Here is an 18,886-nt window from a genome sequence, read left to right as displayed (position 1 = left end):
GAACACCCTCCATCAATCATAGCAACATTTTTTTAATGATAAGTAAAGTTAATTTCAGTGGAGTAAAGAATGCAGGATTATTGATTTTTACAACACTGCCCGATTTTTAGTACAAAGCAGTAGTAAAATTTTTGCTACAGTACAATTTGGCATGCTTTTTTGAAGTTTAGGAAATTACTATCAACGTGGCCGGGAAAATAAGTTTGAAGGTGCTCCCTTTATCTTTTTCAGAAATTACATTGATTTCAATATCATGAAAGGCCGCTATTGATTTTACAATAGGCAGGCCCAATCCAAAGCTGTCTTGTTTTAATGACTGTCTGAATTTTTTAAAGCGGTTAAAGATCAGTGGGATGGCGGCTTCATCTATACCGACGCCAGTATCAGCTATACTGATCATAAATTTATCATTTACAGCAATACCTGTTACCTTAATGCTGCCGCCCTCATGATTGTATTTAATGGCATTGTTAATAAGATTAAAAAACAGGTTAAAGAGTAAAAATTTATTGACGTTGACAAAATGCCAGTTGTCAGGCATCAACATTTCATAGCTGATGTTTTTATCCTGCAGGCGAATGGAGATCTCGTCATAAACCTCCTGTAATAGTTCGGATACCGATATCTTGTCTTCTTTTAAAAACTGTTCGTTCTCTATCTGCGAAATGAGCAGCAGCGTTTTCGTAATGCTCTTCAACCGGTTCAGGATCTTTTGCATTTCCAATAACTTGCCTTTAAGCTCATCATTGATATCCTCCTCCTCAAACATATTCTCGATTTTTGACTGAAGAATAGAGATAGGTGTCATAAGCTCATGCGATGCGTTGGAAATAAACTCCCGCTCTTTATGAAATTTATCCGCAATGGTTTCAATCATGTTATGGATACTGATATCCAGGTGCTGAAAATCTGATGTGGTAGTACGTACCTGCCGGTAGGTATGAAAATTAGGGAATTTTTGCCCTACAAGCTTGGTTTTAATAATAAGCCGTAAAGGCTTAAGTACATAGGTTGAATATACCTGGTCGGCTAATACGGTCAACAAAATCATTCCCAGCAATACCTGGAAAGCTATGTTTTGCAGCGGGACGCTGGTTTCATCCAAAGTATCTACACTTTTGCCAATTTCCAGCAGGTAATTTTTGTTCTTAACCTTAAAGGTGTGGCTTAGTATGCGATACTCTAATGTATCCCCTTCACTAAAAAGGCGCTTGCCTCTTTTTATAGTATCCAGGAAGTAATCGGGATCAACTTCGTCCAGGCTGATATATTCTTCCTTAAGCGGGAGGTAGCTGCCGTAGCCTTCGCCGTTTTCGATGTAGGTTTCAATGCCCTTGCTTTTTACAATTTGCAGCAGCTTGTTTTTTTGTTTGATAAGCTTGCTGTCGACATAATTACGGCTGATATTTTTGATCAATACAGGAACAAGCAATACAAATAGTATCACGATAACCAGCTTGGAGATGGCGTTAAAAAGGGTAAGTTTTGTTCCTAATTTCAAATACTCAGACGTTGATCTTTATTTTATAACCCAAACCACGTACCGTTTCCAGCCAGTCGGGCGGGGCATAGGCATTTAATTTTTTACGGATATTTTTAATATGCGCGTCAATATAATTGCTGTCATAGTCATTATTCACCACGCTGCCCCAAATATGCTCGCTCAGCTGCATGCGGGTAAGCGTACGGTTTTTATGTAAAATTAAATAGGCTATGAGGTCAAATTCTTTTTGGTAATGGTATTAACAACGCTGTTATAATAGGATATAGTACGTGCGGTAAGGTCGATCAGGAAACCACCCAGTTCAACAATGTTATTTTTAACACCAAACTTACGCCTGATGATTGCCTGCATACGGCTTTGCAGCTCAAGCAACGAAAAAGGCTTAGGCAGATAATCGTCGGCGCCAAGGTCGAGGCCTTTGATCCGGTCGTTGATCTCTGCGCGGGCGGTGAGTATAATACATGCCGCCTCCGAATTAGTTTTTTTGATTCCCTGAGCAGATCAAGGCCGTCATAATCGGGCAGGCCCAGGTCTATCAATATAAAATCATACAGGTTTGTGGCAATTTTTTCGGATGCCGAAGCGCCGTCAAAACAAACCTCGCAGATATAGTTATAGTTTGAAAGAAAAATTTCCAGTTCGTGGGCAAGTGCTGTCTCGTCTTCTATTATTAAAACATTCATGTATTATGACTAATAAAAAACGTAGTAAAAAGTTAAATTATAAAATGATTCGCGCCGGTTAAGCAATACTCCTTCTACGTTAACCGGGATAGAATATTTGTACGAAAATTCAAACGTATAATGCGGCCGGTTATAAGCCACCGGGATTTTGAAGCTGTAATTAAGCATGTTGAACCGGCGGTTACGGCTCGCATAACGCGGGTCATATTGTATAGAAATATTGGCGGCCTCATCCCTGAAATGATGATCAAGTGAATAGCGCTGAACAAAATTCTGCGTGCCCAGGATGAAATTAAAGGAAGGGTTAAAGGAAAGAAAATCCTGGTCGTCAAAAATGCTCCAGCTGCTTTCCCAGTATTTTGAATTGCTTATCGTTAAAAAAATGTCGTTCGATTTGCCGAAAAGATAATCAAGCACGGCACTTGTTTTCAGGTAATGCCAATCGTATGAGTTTTTAAAATTGATATCATTTGAGGAGGCCGACTTGATAACCTGTGCTGCATCCCTGGCAAAAAAGAACCGCGTATAACTTGCTGAGCCGGAAAATGCTTTTGAAAACTTGTAAAAATATCCCCCGCCCAAATCAACCTCATCAACAGGGGCATACCCCAAAACTTTAAAGGCCGAGCCATATAAAAAGATACCCGACTTGGTATTATAAATCAGATCGGCAGTAACAAAAGGATATTTTACCGGGCCGGTACGACCAAAAAACAGCACGTCGCTGCCATAACTTACCCCGGCCGAAATTGACCGCTTACGAATAATAGTATCAGAATCGGCTACTAAAGGGCGCTTACCGGCAAAAATGCGCAAATCAGTATCCGCACCAAATACGGTACCGCTTGCAGCCATAAAAAAAGTAAGCAAAGGTATTTCATCAATATGGTAAATTGTTTAACCGGTTTAACTGCCATTTCTCCTCGGTATTTCGGGCGGGCGCTCCATGCCTTCGGGGCGGCGCTGCCTTTTTGGTTTGGGCTTAGGCGGTACGGCATCTTCGTCAACGGTAGCCGGCTTAGCCTGCCGCTTTGCTTTGGCTATTTCTTTGATTTTTTCTTTTCATCCTCCAGTTGCTTTTTGGTTTTAGTCGTAGTATCAGCCGCTAATAAAGTATACGACAACGCACCCGGTTTTTTGTTACCGGCATGAGCAAGTGCATCAATGTTTTTTGTAAGGGCATTGGCAAATGATATACGTGTTGCAAATATCAATAACAGGACAATATACGCAAACCACTTTATCATTGAGGGGAAGAAAAGGTAAAAATAAGGCTCAAATAAAGGACAATTTAAATGTTTACACCAAAATGAGAAAGGTACAACAAATAACAATTCATTTGCAGGAGCACTTGTAAAAATGCCGATGCAAATGAATTATACCAGATCACAATTATGACGAAAGGTTTATGAGTGTACTTTAATGTTTGAAAGTCAGAGAGCAATATCTTTTGACGGATAAACCCGGTTTTGATCATCAATAATAACGCAGGCCACCTGGTTAAGCTGATTGATCATGTATAAGCCGGCGTTAACACCTATGGTGAGTATTGGTGTGGCCAAAGCGTCGGCAAATTCGGCGGTAGGGCTAAGGATGCTTACGCTTGTAATACCGCTAACCGGAAAACCTTTTTTAGGGTTAAATACGTTGGTGAATTTTTTATTGCTGATACTTGCATATTTTTCGGCGTTAACCGATGTAGCAAAAGCAAGATTACTGATCTCCAAATCAGCAAAGGGTTGGTTTAGCTGGCTAATGTCGGCATCGGCAACAGTCCAGGGCTGCAGGTTTGGCTGTAAGCCCCATGCAAGAAGGTCACCGCCAAAATTGATCACGCCGCTGCTCACACCGTTCATTTGCAATACATATTTAGCCCGATCGGCAGCGTAACCTTTGCCGTTTGCGCCAAAGCCGATGCGCATACCTTTTTCTTTCAGAAAAACAGTTTGTTTTACAGCATCAAGCACTATGTTTTTGTAGCTGGCCAGTGGAAGCGTACGTTTGGCGGTTTTTACCGAAGCGTTTTCGGCTGTGGTTTCGTTAAATGCGTTATCAGCCAGGTAGGTAATATCAAAAGCGCCGTAAGTAAGTTCTGATATTTGCAGTGCCCTGTTAATGAGCCTGAATGTTTCACCATCGGCTTTAACCGGGGCAATACCGGCATTACGGTTTATGTGGTTGATGCTGCTGTCATCGCTAAAAGCCGAAAGCAGTTTTTCAACTCTGTTAATTTCATCAATGGCAATGTCAATTTGCTCATCGGCCAGCAGGGGGTTATTGCCCACTACACTAATCTCAAATTTATCGCCCATTAAACGTATGTTGCGTTTGTAGACTGTTAAATTATCGGTTAAAGTTTTTATAGCCAGCATAATAATAATCTTTTAAGTATCTAAAAATGAACACACAATGCACCGTAAATTACCTTACGCGAGTTTGATCAATTACGCTACATCACTCCTTTACAAAAACTAAAGTAGCGGCGCTTTATGAAATTGAGATGAAAAAGGCTTTTTAATTAATATAATTAACTGGTTTTGACATTTTTTAACACTTAAATGATAAAAAGAGTTAAAGCGGGCAGAAGCGCTAACTTAAGAGGGCAGTGTTGAAGCAACATCGAAATAAAATATCTTTTTTCCTCTGCTTTTATAAATTTTCAGCAGGATATGGTGTTGAATATCCTGAAAGTAATATAGTCCATATAAAACCTGATTATGTCCATTTATCAGCTTGTTTTATTATCGAAAATTACGGACCAATTATCAATCAAAGAAAAGTTTATGAGAAAGAATCAAATCCTTTCAGCGATAGCTGTGACGCTGGCTTGCGCTGTTTTGTCCTGTCGTAAAAATGCTGTCCCTCCTGCACAGCAACGCGTGAATCAGCCAGTTATAAATTCCGTTCAAAGCGGGGGAAGCATAACTGTAGGAATAGGAAGCCCCTCCAGAAGATTGACCTTATAGGGGCGGGCTGCTATTTTTATAGTGGGCACCTGGTAAACGGGATAACTAATTTTACTGATGCAAGCAACTGGCTTTGGCATGACCTTAATGTAAATGTTTTTAAAATTGTACTTAGAGCTGATGGAGTGGAGGATGTGAATGATAATACAGACCCGAATAACACCGATTTTTCTAAATTTAATTTTATCGGCAATTCTAACCTGGTTGACCAGATAACAGCGTTAAAAAAAGCGCAGCTTATAAATCCGGCTATTAAAGTTTGGGCCATTGTATTATCTCCGCCTAAATATTTGAAAACTAACAATAGCGTTAATAATGGAGGAACGCTTAATGCAGGTGTAACAAATGCTTATAGCGAATTCGGCGAATTTTTGTATGCTCATATTAAAAATCTAAAAGACAATGGAATAACAGTTAATTATTTGAGCTTAATGAATGAGCCCGATTACCCGTCTTCGGGTATAGCATACGAATCGGCGGAGTTTACTACAGCGCAAGCCCAAAGTGTATATACAAGCACTGCCGGATGGCTTAAAACTAAATTACAGTCATTGAGTATCTCTGTACCTGTTTTTGCATCTCCGGATTGTATTGATGTAACCCATACCGGATCATATGTTTCGGGGCTTAATGCCTCGGGGAACGTAAGTCTTTTCACCACTCATCAATATTTAAATAGTTCGGCTGCTAACTTTTCATCAGCCTCTTCATCAGCGGGTGCAAAGGGCCTGTATATGACGGAGTGGCACGCTGGCTTTGGTATGGGGACTACACCGGATGAATTAACGGCTGCCCTTGACCTTGTTAATAAATTTCATGATGCCTTTAGGGGCGGAGCCAAAGGCTGGCTGTATTTTGAATGGGGTAATCCTGAAACTAATTTTGGCGGGCTGCTGTATACTCCCTGGGGAGCACCGGCGGTACGAAAGAAAAATTACTACGTTTTTCAACAATATACGGCTAACCTGCTTAACGAAAATTATATTCCGACAACCTTAACCGGCATAACGAACTTTGGAGCGGATAACGTAAGCGCTTTTACAACCTCAAACAAGGCCGATATTCATGTAGTTAACTGGAATACCGATCCCCAAAACAGGGTTAGGCTGTACTTTGGCGGCAATATAAGTACAATAAGGATTTACAGGACCAGTGCAACGGAAAATAACGCGTTGATTTGGAGCCAGGATAATGTGAATCAAAATTATTATGATGTTGATTATGCCGGAAAATCTTTCACTACAGTTAGGGTGACATGGTAATCGGGTCATGAATATTCCCTTTTAACGCTCGATAGTCCGTTTTTTGGTAATCAATTTGAGGTTTTCATAAAACAAACGCCTATAGCCCGGTAAAAACCAGGCTGTAGGCGTTTCAATAATTTGAGTAAAAATTTATTCCAGCGTTATTTGCCTCCTGATACTTTCTTCAAGCGAAATGAAGGTTTCGGTACGTTGAATGCCTCTTACACCCTGGATCTGCTCGTTCAAAACTTCACGCAGGTGAGTGGTATCATGACATACAATTTTAGCAAAAATGCTCCATTCGCCGGTAGTGTAATGCAACTCGACAATTTCTTTAATTGTTTTTAATTGCTTTACAGCTTCATTATACTGTGATCCTTTTTCGAGGTAAATACCCAGGAATGCAGTGATGTCATATCCTAACTTTTGCGGATCTACCTCAAGGCTGGCCCCTTTTATTACACCCATCTCCTCTAACTTTTTCATCCGCACGTGTATGGTTCCGCCAGAAACAATCAACTCTTTAGCTATCTCGGTGTATGGAGTGGTAGCATTTTTCATTAATATTGATAAAATCTGGATGTCAAGATTATCAATTTCTAAATTTTGAGCTTTTCTGTGGGACATAAATTTGAATATCTATATTGAAATACAAGTTTAATTAAAATTCGATTAAAAATAAAATATTTTTGTTGAAATATTTGCAAGAAATAGATAGTCCTATTAAATTTGTATCAAGCAAAAGGGAAATGCTTAATGTTCTTTAAAGTAAAAACAATGTTGGGTGGTGAAATTTTTGGCAGACACACCTCCTTGTCCCGGTGGCGGAGATCATGGAAAACCCGAAGCGGGCTAACCACTCTGTGAAGGTTCGAATCCTTCCCCAACAGCAAGTTTAAGTACAAAGTCAGAAGTCTTAAGTCAAAAGACTTAGAACTTCAGACTAACGACTTAAGACTTACAACACTGTAGGATGGTGAAATTTTTGGCAGACACACCTCCTTGTCGCGGTGGCGGAGAAATTGGGAAACTTTTAGCGATAAAAATAACCACTCCGTGAAGGTTCGACTCCTTCTCCTACAGCTCTTCTCATAATTTAGGTTTATAATTGGTTAGTAAAGGCCCCTGCCCATCAGGGGCTTTGCTGTTTTTACAGCTTTTTTATTTTGCATTCTCCAAAATATTGTAATCAGCCTAAGCCAATTCGCATAACATCATCCGGATAGCTTCACGGGCACCTGCCGAAAAAAGCAGGAAAGGAAATAACCTTTCTATATATGACCGGACGCAGCAAAAACCGTCAAAATCACAGTAAAAAATAATGTGTCATTTTTACACATTGCATATTGTTTCGTAAAGATTTAGTTATAAATTTGGTAGGCACCAATTTATTGCAATCGATTGTGGTATATTGCTGCCTTGAGTCCTGAAACCGATCCGAACACCAATTAACCCAATCTGCAATTAAGTCGATATGAAAAAAATCGTCCTGATGGTTCTTGTGGCATTCAGCTGCATTTACTTATCCTGTAACAAAACACGCCCCAATAAACCGCGCGTGCTTATCTTTTCAAAAACAATGGGCTTTCACCATGCATCCATCGATGCAGGTATAGCCGCTATCAAAAAGCTTGGCGCCGAAAATGGCTTTGAGGTAGACACTACAAAAAACTCGGCAATGTTTAACGAGGATACCCTCAAAAAGTATTCAACTGTTATTTTCTTAAGCACTACTGCCGATGTACTTGATTACAGGCAGGAAGCAGCCTTTGAACGTTATATTCAGGCGGGAGGCGGTTATGTAGGCATTCATGCTGCCGCCGATACAGAATATGACTGGGGGTGGTATGGTCGCCTGGTTGGCGCCTGGTTTTATGACCACCCGGGTATCCATGATAAAAACCCGAATGTACAGCCCGGCACTTATAATATAGTTGATGCCAACAACGATGCAACTAAAGATCTGCCTAAAGTATGGAAACGCACCGATGAGTTTTATAGTTTCCGCAAGCCATTGGCCACAGATGTACATGTACTCATTACCCTTGATGAAAACAGTTACAAAGGAGGGAAGCGTATGGGTAACCACCCTGCCACCTGGTATCATGATTTTGACGGGGGCCGTGCATTTTATACAGCCATGGGCCATACCGACGAAAGTTATAAAGAAACAGGCTACCTGAAAATGCTGCTTGCCGGTATTAAATATGCCATAGGCGAAAATAAGGAATTGGATTACAGCAAGGCTAAAACCCAACTGCCACCCGATGAGGATCGCTTTAAAAAGACACAATTATCAACCGGCGAATTTTTTGAGCCTACCGAAATGACCATATTGCCGAACCTGGATATTATGGTGATCCAGCGCCGCGGCGAGATCATGCTGTACAAACACGATACCCAGAAGGTGAAACAGGTTGGTTTTTTTGATGTGTATTGGAAAGCACATGTGCCCAATGTAAATGCCGAAGAAGGGATGCTTGGACTGGCTAAAGACCCTGAGTTTGAAAAAAACAACTGGATTTATATTTATTATAGTCCTGCCGATAGTTCGGTAAACCGCCTTTCGAGGTTTACGTTTAAAAACGATACCCTGGATAAAAAAACGGAGAAGGTTATTTTGGAGGTGAAAGCCCAGCGTGATATCTGCTGCCACACAGGTGGCTCGATAGCATTCGGTCCGGGGCCTGATAAAACCCTGTTCTTCTCGGCCGGAGATAACTCAACTCCGTTTGACGAAAAAGGACAAAAGTACGTAAGCAGCGGTTATGCACCGCTTGATGACAGGCCGGGTCACCTGCAGTTTGATGCCCGCCGCTCGGCTGGTAATACCAATGACCTTCGCGGTAAAATTATGCGTATCAACCTTAAAGATGACGGCACATATGAAATCCCCGAAGGCAACCTGTTCCCGAAAGGTACGCCAAAAACCCGCCCGGAGATTTATGTAATGGGCGACAGGAACCCATACCGGATTTCGGTAGATCAGAAAAACGGCTACCTGTACTGGGGCGAAGTGGGTCCGGATGCGCACAATGACAGCCTTGACAACCGTGGCCCCATGGGATACGACGAGGTTAACCAGGCTAAAAAAGCGGGTAACTTTGGCTGGCCATATTTTGTAGGCGATAACAAACCGTACCACCTTTATGATTATGCCACAGGCAAATCGGGCCCGGCGTTTGATCCTAAGCACCCGGTTAATAACTCGCGTAATAACACAGGTTTAACCGATCTGCCGCCGGCGCAACCTGCATTTATCTGGTATCCTTATGGCCCATCGGCAGATTTTCCGCAGGTTGGTACCGGCGGTCGTAACGCTATGGCTGGTCCGGTTTATTATACAGATATGTTCCCGGAAGAAACCCGCCTGCCTGATTATTACAACGGCAAGTTTTTAGCATACGATTGGATGCGCGGATGGATAAAGGCCATCACGCTAACTCCTGAAGGTGATTTTGATAAGATGGAACCTTTCTTCCCTAAATTGAAGGTAAACTCCATGATTGATATGGAAGTTGGCCCAGATGGCAGGCTTTATGGTTTGGAGTACGGCAGCGGTTGGTTTTCACATAACCCGGATGCTGGCCTGTTCCGTATTGACTATATTTCAGGCAACCGTCCTCCCGAAATTTCATCTTTCAAAGCTGATAAAACATCTGGCGTACTGCCTTTTACTGTTAAGTTGACTGCCAAAGCCGCTGATCCGGAAAAAGATAATATTTCTTACACCTGGAACCTGGGTAATGGTGTAACTAAAGAAACAACCACCCCATCGCTTAGCTATACTTACACAACAGTTGGCGATTACAAAATTACTGTTGAAGCAAAAGACGATAAAGGTGCAGCAAGTAAAAGCGCGCCGGTTAGTGTTTACGCAGGTAACGAGCAACCAACTGTTAGCATCAATATCAGTGGTGGTAATAAATCGTTCTACCTGCCTGGCGTGCCGTTCAAATATGCGGTTAACGTAACCGATGGACCTGACACCAAAGCGATAGATCCAAAACGTATTTATGTTGGGCTTGATTATATTGAGGGTTTCGACAAGGCGCAATCAGCGGCACAGCACGAGCAAGGCGAACCCGAAAACCGCGGTAAAACACTCATGTTAACTATGGATTGCAAAAGCTGCCATAAGGAAGACGGTAAATCAATAGGCCCGTCATTTGTTCAGGTTGCGGCCAGATACAAAAAAGATCCTAATGCCATGGCCAAACTCACCCAAAAGGTAATTAAAGGTGGTGCCGGTGTTTGGGGTGAAACAGCTATGTCTGCCCATCCAAACATTAAGCAGGGCGACCTTGATCAGATCATTAACTGGGTACTTTCGCTCGATAACAGCAATCAAAAACCTTCTTTAGCTGCATCTGGCACTATTATGCCTGCTCCGCCTGAAAAACAGCAGTCGGCAGCCTTAGTATTATCGGCCAAATACACTGATGATGGCGGTAACGATATTAAGAAATTAACAGGTAGCAGCATTGTATCGTTAAACAGCAGTACTTACCAGTTTAAAGGCACCGAAAAATTCAACGGGTTTACCGCCTTTAAATACAATGGCATTAACCTGATGATCTATCCGGCTACCGACGGTTGGTTTGCATTGGAGAATATCGATTTAACAGGCGTACGCTCCATTAACCTAACCAATTTCTGGCAAGCACCACCTACTGCTCCGCTTAATTTTGAATTAAGGATCGATTCGGAAACAGGAACCCTTGCAGGTAAAGGAAGTATGCCTGTGCCTGCTAAGGATGCTAAAGGCGGCGCTGTTCACCTGGTACTTACGCCGGTAACTGACGGTAAAATGCATAAGCTGTTCTTCATATACAAACCGGCAAGTAAAGCCGCTATGACAGCAGGGGTAACATCAGTTGTGTTTAGTGCGAAGTAGGGGCAAGAGCCCTAAACCACCCGTCATAGCAATTACGCGGGGGAGATAAAAACAAACGGCCCGGCAGGTTAATCTGCCGGGCCGTTTTACATTCCCAAAGTTCGTGTCCCCACGAACTCTCTATAATCTTTAAAAAATCTTAAAGCCCACACTTAGTGCCCAAAGGTTTTGGCGTTTAGCAAAACTGTCGCTCACTTTGGTTAAGCCGCCTTCGTAACGCAAATCGGCAGTGATTGAACCTATATCAACACCGGCCCCGGCCTGGAAACCAATATTGCTTTTGTTAAAATCATTGAATGCATTACCTACGTTATTACTTACGCTGGTGCTTTGATCAAGCGTGTAAGTATAAATAGGCCCTGCCATAATGCGGAAGTTCAGATCTTTTTGGCCAAATGACTTACCTACCAATAATGGCACATTCAGGTTAGTGAACCTTACCTTGCCACTAAATGCGGTATTATTATCATTTGATTCAAATTTACCGCCGGTGCCGCTCAGGTAAAGCTCTGGCTGTAAGTAAACGCCGTTGCCTACGCGGGCAAATAAACCAGCCTGGTAGCCGGTCAGGTTTTTGTCGTTAAAATTATCGGAGCCAATTTTTGAAAAATTGACACCCCCTTTTACGCCTAAAGAAAATTGTGCTTTTGCACTGATGCTTACAGCTATCAGCAATACTGCACTTAATAGATACTTTTTCATGATTTTAGATGTTAAATGTAAAGCCATAAACGCACGTTATCCTTTAAATTGTATACGGCCCTACGCTATTAATTTACTTTGGTTATAACCCGGCCCATATTTGAGCCGTATTACGTATTATCAATACACGAGCCAAACAATTAGCAGTAGCAACTTGGTATTTTTTATATTTTTGCTGAAAATAAATTGAACATGGCTGAAATCAGTATTACCAACAAGGATTGGGAACGCGTAAAAATTAAGATTCAACGTAAATACAACCACCTTACAGACGAGCAGTTAAAATACAGTGAAGGACAGGAAGAAAGCTTGATTACCAAACTGATGGACCTGGTAAACCGCGATCGCAAATATGTGGTTTTTACCCTAAAAAAGGCCCTGGTGAATATTGATACCAACCGACTGTAAAATAGACACTGCGGTTATACAAACTGGATAGCTTTTTTGTATTTTTATTTTTTTCGAGGATAAATGATGAAACAGGGTTTAGTGTTCAAAAAAGAATACAAAAGAGCAGGCTTATTTGCAGGTATTGCCTTGCTGGCCGCGGGTATAGTGGGTTTTAATGACGACCTGTTCCAGATCTCTAAGAACCTTGATGTTTTTGCCTCTGTTTATAAAGAGGTTAATATCAATTATGTTGATGATATCAATTCGGCCAAGCTGGTAAAAACCGGTGTTGATGCCATGCTCGATGGCCTTGACCCTTATACCGAGTTTGTGCCCGAATCGGAAATTGAAGATTATAAGCTGCATTACGTAAGTACCCAGTATGGCGGCATTGGCGCCAGTATTTTTTTGCGTAACGGTAAAGTATTTGTATCGGAAGTGTTTGCGGGCTTCCCAGCCCAAAAAGGAGATGTACACCCCGGCGATCAGCTCCTGAAGATAAACGATGTTGACCTTAACGGCAAGAATAATGACCAGGTGAGCCAACTGCTGAAAGGCTCAAAGGGTGCGGCCATAAAATTGTTCATCAAACGGGATAATACACCTCAGCCATTTGAAAAGAACCTGGTTCGTGACGAGATCAAACAGCCCAATGTATCGTACTTTGGCATGGTTGATGGCAACATGGGGTACATTAAACTGGATAAGTTTCTTGAAAATTCGGCTGCCGAAGTTACCAATGCCCTCGTGGAGCTAAAAAAGAAAAATCCCAGCGGTATCATTCTTGATCTTCGCTCAAACGGCGGCGGTATATTACAGGAAGCTGTAAAAATAGTGAACCTTTTTGTGCAGAAAGATGTGGAAATTGTATCTCAAAAAGGGAAGATAAAGGAAAAGAACTTTACTTACAGCACCATCAGCGCACCGCTCGAACCCGATTTGCCTTTGGTGGTATTGGTAAACAGCCATTCGGCATCGGCAAGTGAAATTGTTGCCGGCGCCCTGCAGGACCTCGACCGCGCGGTGATCATCGGGCAGCGCAGTTATGGCAAAGGCCTGGTACAGCAAACTTTCAATTTACCATACAATAGCCTGGTAAAAATTACCATTGCCAAATACTACGTGCCTTCGGGCCGTTGTATTCAGGAGCTGGATTATACCCACCGTAAGGATGATGGCAGTGTGGTAAAAGTGGCCGATTCGCTGATCCATGAATTTAAAACAAAGAACGGCCGTTCTGTTTATGACGGCAGCGGCATTTACCCAGACCTCTTTATTAAACAGGAAAAATTTGCCAATGTTACCCAGGCATTGGTGGGCAAACTGCTGATATTTGATTATGCCACAGTTTACCACGATAAGCACGCTAAAATTGCCGATGCCCGTTCGTTTACGCTATCTGACGGTGAATACAATGACTTTATAAAATACCTGGCCGATAAAAACTATAGCTACACCACCGCATCCGAAAAATTATTAACCACTTTAAAAGTTGAAGCCACGAAGGATAAACAGTTCAACGATATCCAGGCCGAGTATGAAGGTTTGAAAACCAAACTTATTGCCAGCAAAAAGAACGATCTTGTTCAACATAAAGACGAAATAAAGCAAGTACTTGAAAACGAAATAGCGTCGCGCTATTACTACGAAAAAGGCCGTTACGAAACCAACTTTAAATACGATAAAGAACTTGCGCAGAGCGTAAAAACCATGCAAGACAAAGCCCAGCTGGCATCAATATTAAAAGGCGAAGGCAGCTATAAAGTTATCGGAAAACCTGTATTGGCCATGGCAGCTAAAAAAGCAGCCGATAAAGATGACGACGACGAATAGGTTGAACACCAGTCTGTTTCAATTCAAAACACACATTGTATCCAATTAGTTACCCCTTGCAATAGGTAAGGGAGTTAAACTTTTATGGCCTGTTATTGTCATATACTTACAAACAAACAATAACACCAAATGAAAAAGATAATTTTAACAGCTGCTATATTATTAAGCAGCTTAACCGTAAAAATAGCCAGCGCGCAAATAAGCTTAAATATCAACATAGGCAGCCAACCTGCCTGGGGCCCCGTAGGTTATGACCATGTAGATTATTATTACCTGCCCGATATTGATTCTTATTACGATATCAATGCCCACCAGTATGTTTATTTTGATAATAATGTTTGGGTTCATGGGGCTATGTTGCCGCCACGTTTTGGTAACTATGATGTATATCGCAGCTACAAGGTAGTAGTTAATGAGCGCACCCCTTGGATTAGGAACGATGTTTACAAACGTAAATATGCTTCATACAAAGGCCGTCATGATCAGGTTGTAATTCGTGATAGCCACGATGAAAAATACCGTAACCATTGGGTTGAACGTAAAACCGTGCGCAGGGTTGACGTAAAACAAAAATCAAATGGTAATAAACGCGGACATGATGGTCATGACAATCACGGCAATGACCACCGCGATTAAGTTTTTGTATTGTTATAATTTTGATTGTTTTTATGAAGGACTGTCCCCCAAAAAGGACAGCCCTTTTTTCTTGCAATTCCCCTTATATCTTCCCTTAGGGGCATAGTTGGTCTTCGGCACAAAAGTTGCCCGTTTATGTCACATTTGGGTTAACTTTTATAGTTTGTTTACTTAGGTTTAGCTATAAACAAACATTATATTCGTTACTTAGTTAACCGATTTATTGTTAACCGATTTAAATCAAATTACACCATGAAATACCGAATATCCATTTTGGCACTGCTTGTAGTAGCAGTATTAGGCCAAAGCTGTGTAAGCAGCAAAAAGTACAAAGAACTGGATGCTAATTACACCCAATTACAAAACAGTACCAAAGACCTAAGCATTAAGTACCAAACCAGCGAACAGGCCCTTGCCGTAGCACGTAGCCGTAACAAAAGCCTTGAAGAGCAAATTGAGCAGCAAAAAACAAATGTAACCGCTTTGCAGGATGCTTTGAACAAATGTTTAAACTCAAGCAGTCAGGGCAATGTGAACATATCAAAGCTGGTTGATGAGATCAATGCTTCAAACCGCTACATACAACAACTGGTTAACGCTAAAAACAAAAGCGATTCGCTTAACATGGTGTTGACCAACAATCTTACCCGCTCATTAACTCCGCAGGAAACCCAGGATGTTGATGTAAAGGTTTTGAAAGGAGTTGTGTACATTTCATTATCTGATAACATGTTGTATAAATCGGGCAGTTATGAAATATCTGATAAGGCAGGTGCTACTTTAAGCAAGATAGCCAAGATCATTATGGACTATAGCAATTATGACGTGCTGATTGAAGGTAACACAGATAATGTCCCTATTTCGCAGAAAAATATCCGTAACAACTGGGATTTAAGTGCTTTACGTGCCTCATCAGTAGTGCAGGCCCTGCAAACCACTTACCAGGTTGATCCTAAACGTTTAACTGCCGGTGGCCGCGGTGAGTATAATCCTATCGCGGATAACTCAACCCCGAGTGGTAAAGCACAAAACAGGCGTACTCAAATTATCATAACACCAAAATTGGATCAGTTTATGGACCTGATAGGCAAAGCACCGGCCGATCAGCCCGCGCCGCCTAAACAATAATTGTAGTTTAGCTATCAATATTTCAAGCCACCCGGTTAGGGTGGCTTTTTTTATGCAGCTATTTTCGTATGTTTTTGCAGACAGTATTGCAAAGGCTAAAACAGGGTTACGGGAATCCCGGAAAGCTTTTATTTTCCATATAATTATTAACCGAATGATAACAAAACACAGTTTTTTTAATTTGGAATATTGCTCATTTAATTAAGACGGAAAATAACCAGCATTTGCTGTGTTACAATTAATTGAGCTTGCTTCATTACACTAAGGTTACCATTACAATGGCATTTGTTTTGAATAAATGGGGCAACAGATATTAAGACAGGTTAAACCACGGGCTTTAACTATAGTCATATAAATATAACTTATTACACGCGTTATGAAAAAGATGATTTTATCGGCAGTTATTTTGTTAAGCTGCTTCTCTGCAAAAATAGCTTCTGCACAGGTTAGTATTGGTTTAGGGATCAACATAGGCAGTCAGCCCGATTGGGGGCCTGTAGGCTATGATCATGTTGACTATTATTATATGCCTGATATTGATGCTTACTATGATGTGCCAACCCATAATTATGTTTACTATGAAAACAATGTATGGGTACACCGCAGGTATTTACCTGTAAGGTATCGTAACTACAATGTTTACAATGGCTACAAGGTTGTAATAAATGATCGTAACCCATGGATGCGCAATGCATACTACAGGGATCATTATTCCGGCTATCGCGGCCGTCATGATCAGGTGATTATCCGTAACAGTCGTGATGTAAGATATGCCAATCACTGGCGCGGCGGCGACCGCGGATGGCATGGAGGTAACCCAAACAGAGGCGGATGGCACGGTGGCGGTGATCATGGTCATGGTGGCGGTCACGGTGGTGACGGCGGACATGGTCACGGCGGTGGTCACGGACATCACTAATAAACATTATTATTTAACAAATAGGCTTCCCGAAAAGGAGGCCTATTTTGTTTCCAGGGCGTATCTATAAGTTCATTGAGGCTCAGTTTAAGGCATATTTACCTTCCAGCCTTCAAATGGTTTAACCGTAGCACAAATGGGACTGCCGTCTTTTGTTGTTCCCGGAAAGCTCGTTATAAGGAATGCAGTTGGATGATGGCTAAGCTGGGTTATCATGTCCCAGGTTACTCCGGAAAGTGGAATTTTAACCCTGCGGCTCCAGCCTCCCACCTGGCCTGCATATTCACCCACGTCGATATAAAGGAATTGACTTGCGGGCTTTCCCTGTACAAACGGCCCCGAAAATCGGGGTTCATTAATCTTCTGCGGATCGCTTTTTAATTGAATCGTCAGATTAAATTGGATATCCAGCCCATCGGATCGTTGTGTCTGAATGGTTTCATATCCGGTTCCGCTACCCTTTTGAATTCCGAAATCTACCTCCTCCGGAGGATTTTGAAGGCGAATACAAAGTTGAATATCCATATACAATTATAATACAAACCAATCTTCAAAAGTTTTATCCGGAGTATTTTCTTTTAAGCTGAGGCACTACCTAACGTTCAGGATGTAATAAGCGTTTTACTTTTGCTTATGTTTGTATTTTATCAAATTGAATACTGATGTATACGCTTTCGGAAGAAAACTATTTAAAAGCTATTTATCGCCTTGCATTACAAGGAAAGGATTTTAAAATAACGCCCACCGCCATTGCCGAATCACTCAGCAATAACCCAGCCTCGGTGGTAGATATGATCCGTAAGCTTACCGAAAAACAATTGATAGAATATGATAAAAAGAATGGTGTAAGGTTAACCCAGCAGGGCTTAAAGGATGCTACATTAATTGTACGCCGCCATCGACTCTGGGAAGTTTTTTTACTGGAGAAATTGGGTTATCACTGGGATGAGATCCATGATATTGCCGAAGAACTGGAACACATTAACGATGCCACCCTTGCCGACAGGCTGGATAAATTCCTGGGCTTTCCCGAATATGACCCGCATGGCGACCCTATACCAAAGGCGAACGGTAAAGTGCCCAAATCCTATTCTGTAAGCCTTTCTGAGCTTAAACCTGGTTCCCAAAGCCATGTTGCCGCTGTGCGCGATACCAGCAGTTCATTTTTGCAATACCTTCAACGGCTGAACATAGGTATAGGAACAAAAATTCAGTTGATTGAAAAAATCCCATACGACAGTTCGCTGGTGATAAAAATTGAAAACCGCGGGGACACCACGGTTTCGCAAAAGTTTGGCGAGAATATATTAGTAGATTAAGCTTAAAGCAGAAAGCCGAAGGCTTAAAGCTTTGGAGAAAAATAGCAGAATGCTTAAAGCTAATCTGTAAGTTAAAAAGCTTTTAGCTTTCTGCCTTCGGCTTTCAGCTCAAACTAAGGTTTCCCCGTTACTCTTGATGATTCGGCAAGTTCACCGTCAACGTCTACATCAAAGTAGAGGCGGTAGATCTCCCATTCATTTTTGGGTTTGTAAAACATAAACGTCATGCGGGCCGGTTGGCCTTCGTGTTTAAGCAGATAGCTGTACAGTACCAGGCTGTTTGAAGCCTTGCGTTGCATGATCAGGTCCTTGCCGAGATATTTGCCTATTACACTTCGCATAGAATCTATTTTGACAATAATCCCGGTAAGCCGGGTTGAATCCATCTGCTTGTTGCTTTTAAAAATATCAATCACTGCGCGGGCTGTGCCTTGCTTGTCGTATTCTTTAAAAAACTTATCAATAAAGGTTTGTACCCCGGTTACCGAAGCCGCGGCCGAAGTTGCGGTGGCAGCGGTCGCCTGGGTTTGTGCCAAGGCAACATTGCCGGTGAATACCAGCGCCGATACAATAAAAAATAAGGGTTTAAATGCTTTAAAGTAGGTGTATCGCATGTTCAAAAATGTTAATTTTTAAAAGTAGGCATTTTTTACAAATCCCCCAAT

General features: G+C 41.7%; 18 protein-coding genes, 1 tRNA gene and 1 pseudogene. 9 read left to right on the top strand and 11 right to left on the bottom strand.

The window, feature by feature from the left end:
* Positions 1 to 166: 166 nt before the first annotated feature.
* The 7 genes and pseudogenes from ACRQ5D_RS06515 to ACRQ5D_RS06485 all read right to left on the bottom strand — a co-directional run bounded on the left by ACRQ5D_RS06515 (position 167) and on the right by ACRQ5D_RS06485 (position 4,559).
* Positions 167 to 1,501 (bottom strand): sensor histidine kinase, encoded by a 1,335-nt coding sequence (locus ACRQ5D_RS06515; RefSeq protein WP_431199283.1) that lies wholly within the window; start codon positions 1,499 to 1,501, stop codon positions 167 to 169.
* A gap of 4 nt (positions 1,502 to 1,505) precedes the next feature.
* The gene (locus tag ACRQ5D_RS06510) at positions 1,506 to 1,673 is read right to left on the bottom strand and encodes a helix-turn-helix domain-containing protein (RefSeq protein ID WP_432328568.1); all 168 of its coding nucleotides are present in this window, start codon (positions 1,671 to 1,673) and stop codon (positions 1,506 to 1,508) included.
* A gap of 38 nt (positions 1,674 to 1,711) precedes the next feature.
* Complete coding sequence (locus tag ACRQ5D_RS06505) at positions 1,712 to 1,876, bottom strand: hypothetical protein (protein WP_432329974.1); 165 nt, start codon at positions 1,874 to 1,876, stop codon at positions 1,712 to 1,714.
* Positions 1,877 to 1,912: 36 nt separating this feature from the next.
* Positions 1,913 to 2,187: pseudogene (locus ACRQ5D_RS06500) on the bottom strand (response regulator transcription factor); the annotation flags it as partial.
* Between the two features lie 9 nt (positions 2,188 to 2,196).
* Entirely contained in the window at positions 2,197 to 3,057 is an 861-nt protein-coding gene (locus ACRQ5D_RS06495) for a hypothetical protein (RefSeq protein WP_431199282.1), read from the bottom strand.
* Between the two features lie 170 nt (positions 3,058 to 3,227).
* Positions 3,228 to 3,434: a hypothetical protein gene (locus ACRQ5D_RS06490; RefSeq protein ID WP_431199281.1), complete on the bottom strand. Its 207-nt coding sequence runs from the start codon at positions 3,432 to 3,434 to the stop codon at positions 3,228 to 3,230.
* Between the two features lie 186 nt (positions 3,435 to 3,620).
* Complete coding sequence (locus tag ACRQ5D_RS06485; protein WP_091167267.1) at positions 3,621 to 4,559, bottom strand: FAD:protein FMN transferase; 939 nt, start codon at positions 4,557 to 4,559, stop codon at positions 3,621 to 3,623.
* A 728-nt stretch (positions 4,560 to 5,287) separates the two neighbouring features.
* Here ACRQ5D_RS06485 and ACRQ5D_RS06480 point away from each other — a divergent pair.
* Positions 5,288 to 6,415 (top strand): glycoside hydrolase, encoded by a 1,128-nt coding sequence (locus tag ACRQ5D_RS06480; RefSeq protein ID WP_432328567.1) that lies wholly within the window; start codon positions 5,288 to 5,290, stop codon positions 6,413 to 6,415.
* Positions 6,416 to 6,547: 132 nt separating this feature from the next.
* Here ACRQ5D_RS06480 and ACRQ5D_RS06475 read toward each other — a convergent pair whose 3' ends face one another.
* Positions 6,548 to 7,024: an Lrp/AsnC ligand binding domain-containing protein gene (locus ACRQ5D_RS06475; protein ID WP_090532141.1), complete on the bottom strand. Its 477-nt coding sequence runs from the start codon at positions 7,022 to 7,024 to the stop codon at positions 6,548 to 6,550.
* Between the two features lie 151 nt (positions 7,025 to 7,175).
* Between ACRQ5D_RS06475 and ACRQ5D_RS06470 the strand changes: the two genes are divergently transcribed.
* Both ACRQ5D_RS06470 and ACRQ5D_RS06465 read left to right on the top strand, forming a co-directional pair.
* Positions 7,176 to 7,287 (top strand) — tRNA-Asp (locus ACRQ5D_RS06470).
* Positions 7,288 to 7,955: 668 nt separating this feature from the next.
* Positions 7,956 to 11,294, top strand: coding sequence for a ThuA domain-containing protein (locus ACRQ5D_RS06465; RefSeq protein ID WP_432328566.1), 3,339 nt, complete (start codon positions 7,956 to 7,958; stop codon positions 11,292 to 11,294).
* Positions 11,295 to 11,423: 129 nt separating this feature from the next.
* Here the strand turns inward: ACRQ5D_RS06465 and ACRQ5D_RS06460 are convergent, their stop codons facing one another.
* Positions 11,424 to 11,996: a porin family protein gene (locus ACRQ5D_RS06460; RefSeq protein WP_091167635.1), complete on the bottom strand. Its 573-nt coding sequence runs from the start codon at positions 11,994 to 11,996 to the stop codon at positions 11,424 to 11,426.
* Between the two features lie 192 nt (positions 11,997 to 12,188).
* Here ACRQ5D_RS06460 and ACRQ5D_RS06455 point away from each other — a divergent pair, with 192 nt between their 5' ends.
* The 5 genes from ACRQ5D_RS06455 to ACRQ5D_RS06435 all read left to right on the top strand — a co-directional run bounded on the left by ACRQ5D_RS06455 (position 12,189) and on the right by ACRQ5D_RS06435 (position 16,902).
* Entirely contained in the window at positions 12,189 to 12,404 is a 216-nt protein-coding gene (locus ACRQ5D_RS06455) for a hypothetical protein (protein ID WP_090532134.1), read from the top strand.
* Positions 12,405 to 12,467: 63 nt separating this feature from the next.
* On the top strand, positions 12,468 to 14,219 hold the full coding sequence (locus ACRQ5D_RS06450; protein WP_369596625.1) for a S41 family peptidase: 1,752 nt from the start codon (positions 12,468 to 12,470) through the stop codon (positions 14,217 to 14,219).
* Positions 14,220 to 14,348: 129 nt separating this feature from the next.
* Positions 14,349 to 14,855: a hypothetical protein gene (locus ACRQ5D_RS06445; RefSeq protein WP_091167280.1), complete on the top strand. Its 507-nt coding sequence runs from the start codon at positions 14,349 to 14,351 to the stop codon at positions 14,853 to 14,855.
* Between the two features lie 252 nt (positions 14,856 to 15,107).
* Positions 15,108 to 15,983, top strand: a complete 876-nt coding sequence (locus tag ACRQ5D_RS06440) for an OmpA/MotB family protein (protein ID WP_091167282.1) — start codon at positions 15,108 to 15,110, stop codon at positions 15,981 to 15,983.
* Positions 15,984 to 16,359: 376 nt separating this feature from the next.
* Positions 16,360 to 16,902 carry a hypothetical protein gene (locus ACRQ5D_RS06435; RefSeq protein ID WP_091167284.1) on the top strand — a complete coding sequence of 181 codons (543 nt, stop codon included), beginning with the start codon at positions 16,360 to 16,362 and terminating at the stop codon, positions 16,900 to 16,902.
* Positions 16,903 to 16,989: 87 nt separating this feature from the next.
* Here ACRQ5D_RS06435 and ACRQ5D_RS06430 read toward each other — a convergent pair whose 3' ends face one another.
* Positions 16,990 to 17,427 carry a DUF5990 family protein gene (locus ACRQ5D_RS06430; protein WP_432328565.1) on the bottom strand — a complete coding sequence of 146 codons (438 nt, stop codon included), beginning with the start codon at positions 17,425 to 17,427 and terminating at the stop codon, positions 16,990 to 16,992.
* A gap of 137 nt (positions 17,428 to 17,564) precedes the next feature.
* Between ACRQ5D_RS06430 and ACRQ5D_RS06425 the strand changes: the two genes are divergently transcribed.
* Positions 17,565 to 18,221, top strand: coding sequence for a metal-dependent transcriptional regulator (locus ACRQ5D_RS06425; RefSeq protein ID WP_091167289.1), 657 nt, complete (start codon positions 17,565 to 17,567; stop codon positions 18,219 to 18,221).
* 113 nt (positions 18,222 to 18,334) lie between these two features.
* Here the strand turns inward: ACRQ5D_RS06425 and ACRQ5D_RS06420 are convergent, their stop codons facing one another.
* A complete protein-coding gene (locus ACRQ5D_RS06420) occupies positions 18,335 to 18,835 on the bottom strand; it encodes a hypothetical protein (RefSeq protein ID WP_091167292.1) in 501 nt (166 codons plus the stop codon).
* Positions 18,836 to 18,886 lie beyond the last annotated feature (51 nt).

The organism is Mucilaginibacter sp. P25 (genome assembly GCF_050859465.1).
Taxonomy (GTDB): domain Bacteria; phylum Bacteroidota; class Bacteroidia; order Sphingobacteriales; family Sphingobacteriaceae; genus Mucilaginibacter; species Mucilaginibacter gossypii.
The sequence above is the reverse complement of the archived record's forward strand: the minus strand, read 5'-3'. Positions and strand labels throughout refer to the sequence as shown.

Bases quoted from the DNA above. Each gene is read 5' to 3' on its own strand.
- ACRQ5D_RS06510 (WP_432328568.1), bottom strand. From the start codon at position 1,673: ATGCAGCTGAGCGAGCATATTTGGGGCAGCGTGGTGAATAATGACTAT.
- ACRQ5D_RS06490 (WP_431199281.1), bottom strand. From the start codon at position 3,434: ATGATAAAGTGGTTTGCGTATATTGTCCTGTTATTGATATTTGCAACA.
- ACRQ5D_RS06485 (WP_091167267.1), bottom strand. From the start codon at position 4,559: ATGCTGGCTATAAAAACTTTAACCGATAATTTAACAGTCTACAAACGC.
- ACRQ5D_RS06475 (WP_090532141.1), bottom strand. From the start codon at position 7,024: ATGTCCCACAGAAAAGCTCAAAATTTAGAAATTGATAATCTTGACATC.
- ACRQ5D_RS06460 (WP_091167635.1), bottom strand. From the start codon at position 11,996: ATGAAAAAGTATCTATTAAGTGCAGTATTGCTGATAGCTGTAAGCATC.
- ACRQ5D_RS06455 (WP_090532134.1), top strand. From the start codon at position 12,189: ATGGCTGAAATCAGTATTACCAACAAGGATTGGGAACGCGTAAAAATT.
- ACRQ5D_RS06450 (WP_369596625.1), top strand. From the start codon at position 12,468: ATGATGAAACAGGGTTTAGTGTTCAAAAAAGAATACAAAAGAGCAGGC.
- ACRQ5D_RS06445 (WP_091167280.1), top strand. From the start codon at position 14,349: ATGAAAAAGATAATTTTAACAGCTGCTATATTATTAAGCAGCTTAACC.
- ACRQ5D_RS06440 (WP_091167282.1), top strand. From the start codon at position 15,108: ATGAAATACCGAATATCCATTTTGGCACTGCTTGTAGTAGCAGTATTA.
- ACRQ5D_RS06435 (WP_091167284.1), top strand. From the start codon at position 16,360: ATGAAAAAGATGATTTTATCGGCAGTTATTTTGTTAAGCTGCTTCTCT.
- ACRQ5D_RS06430 (WP_432328565.1), bottom strand. From the start codon at position 17,427: ATGGATATTCAACTTTGTATTCGCCTTCAAAATCCTCCGGAGGAGGTA.
- ACRQ5D_RS06425 (WP_091167289.1), top strand. From the start codon at position 17,565: ATGTATACGCTTTCGGAAGAAAACTATTTAAAAGCTATTTATCGCCTT.
- ACRQ5D_RS06420 (WP_091167292.1), bottom strand. From the start codon at position 18,835: ATGCGATACACCTACTTTAAAGCATTTAAACCCTTATTTTTTATTGTA.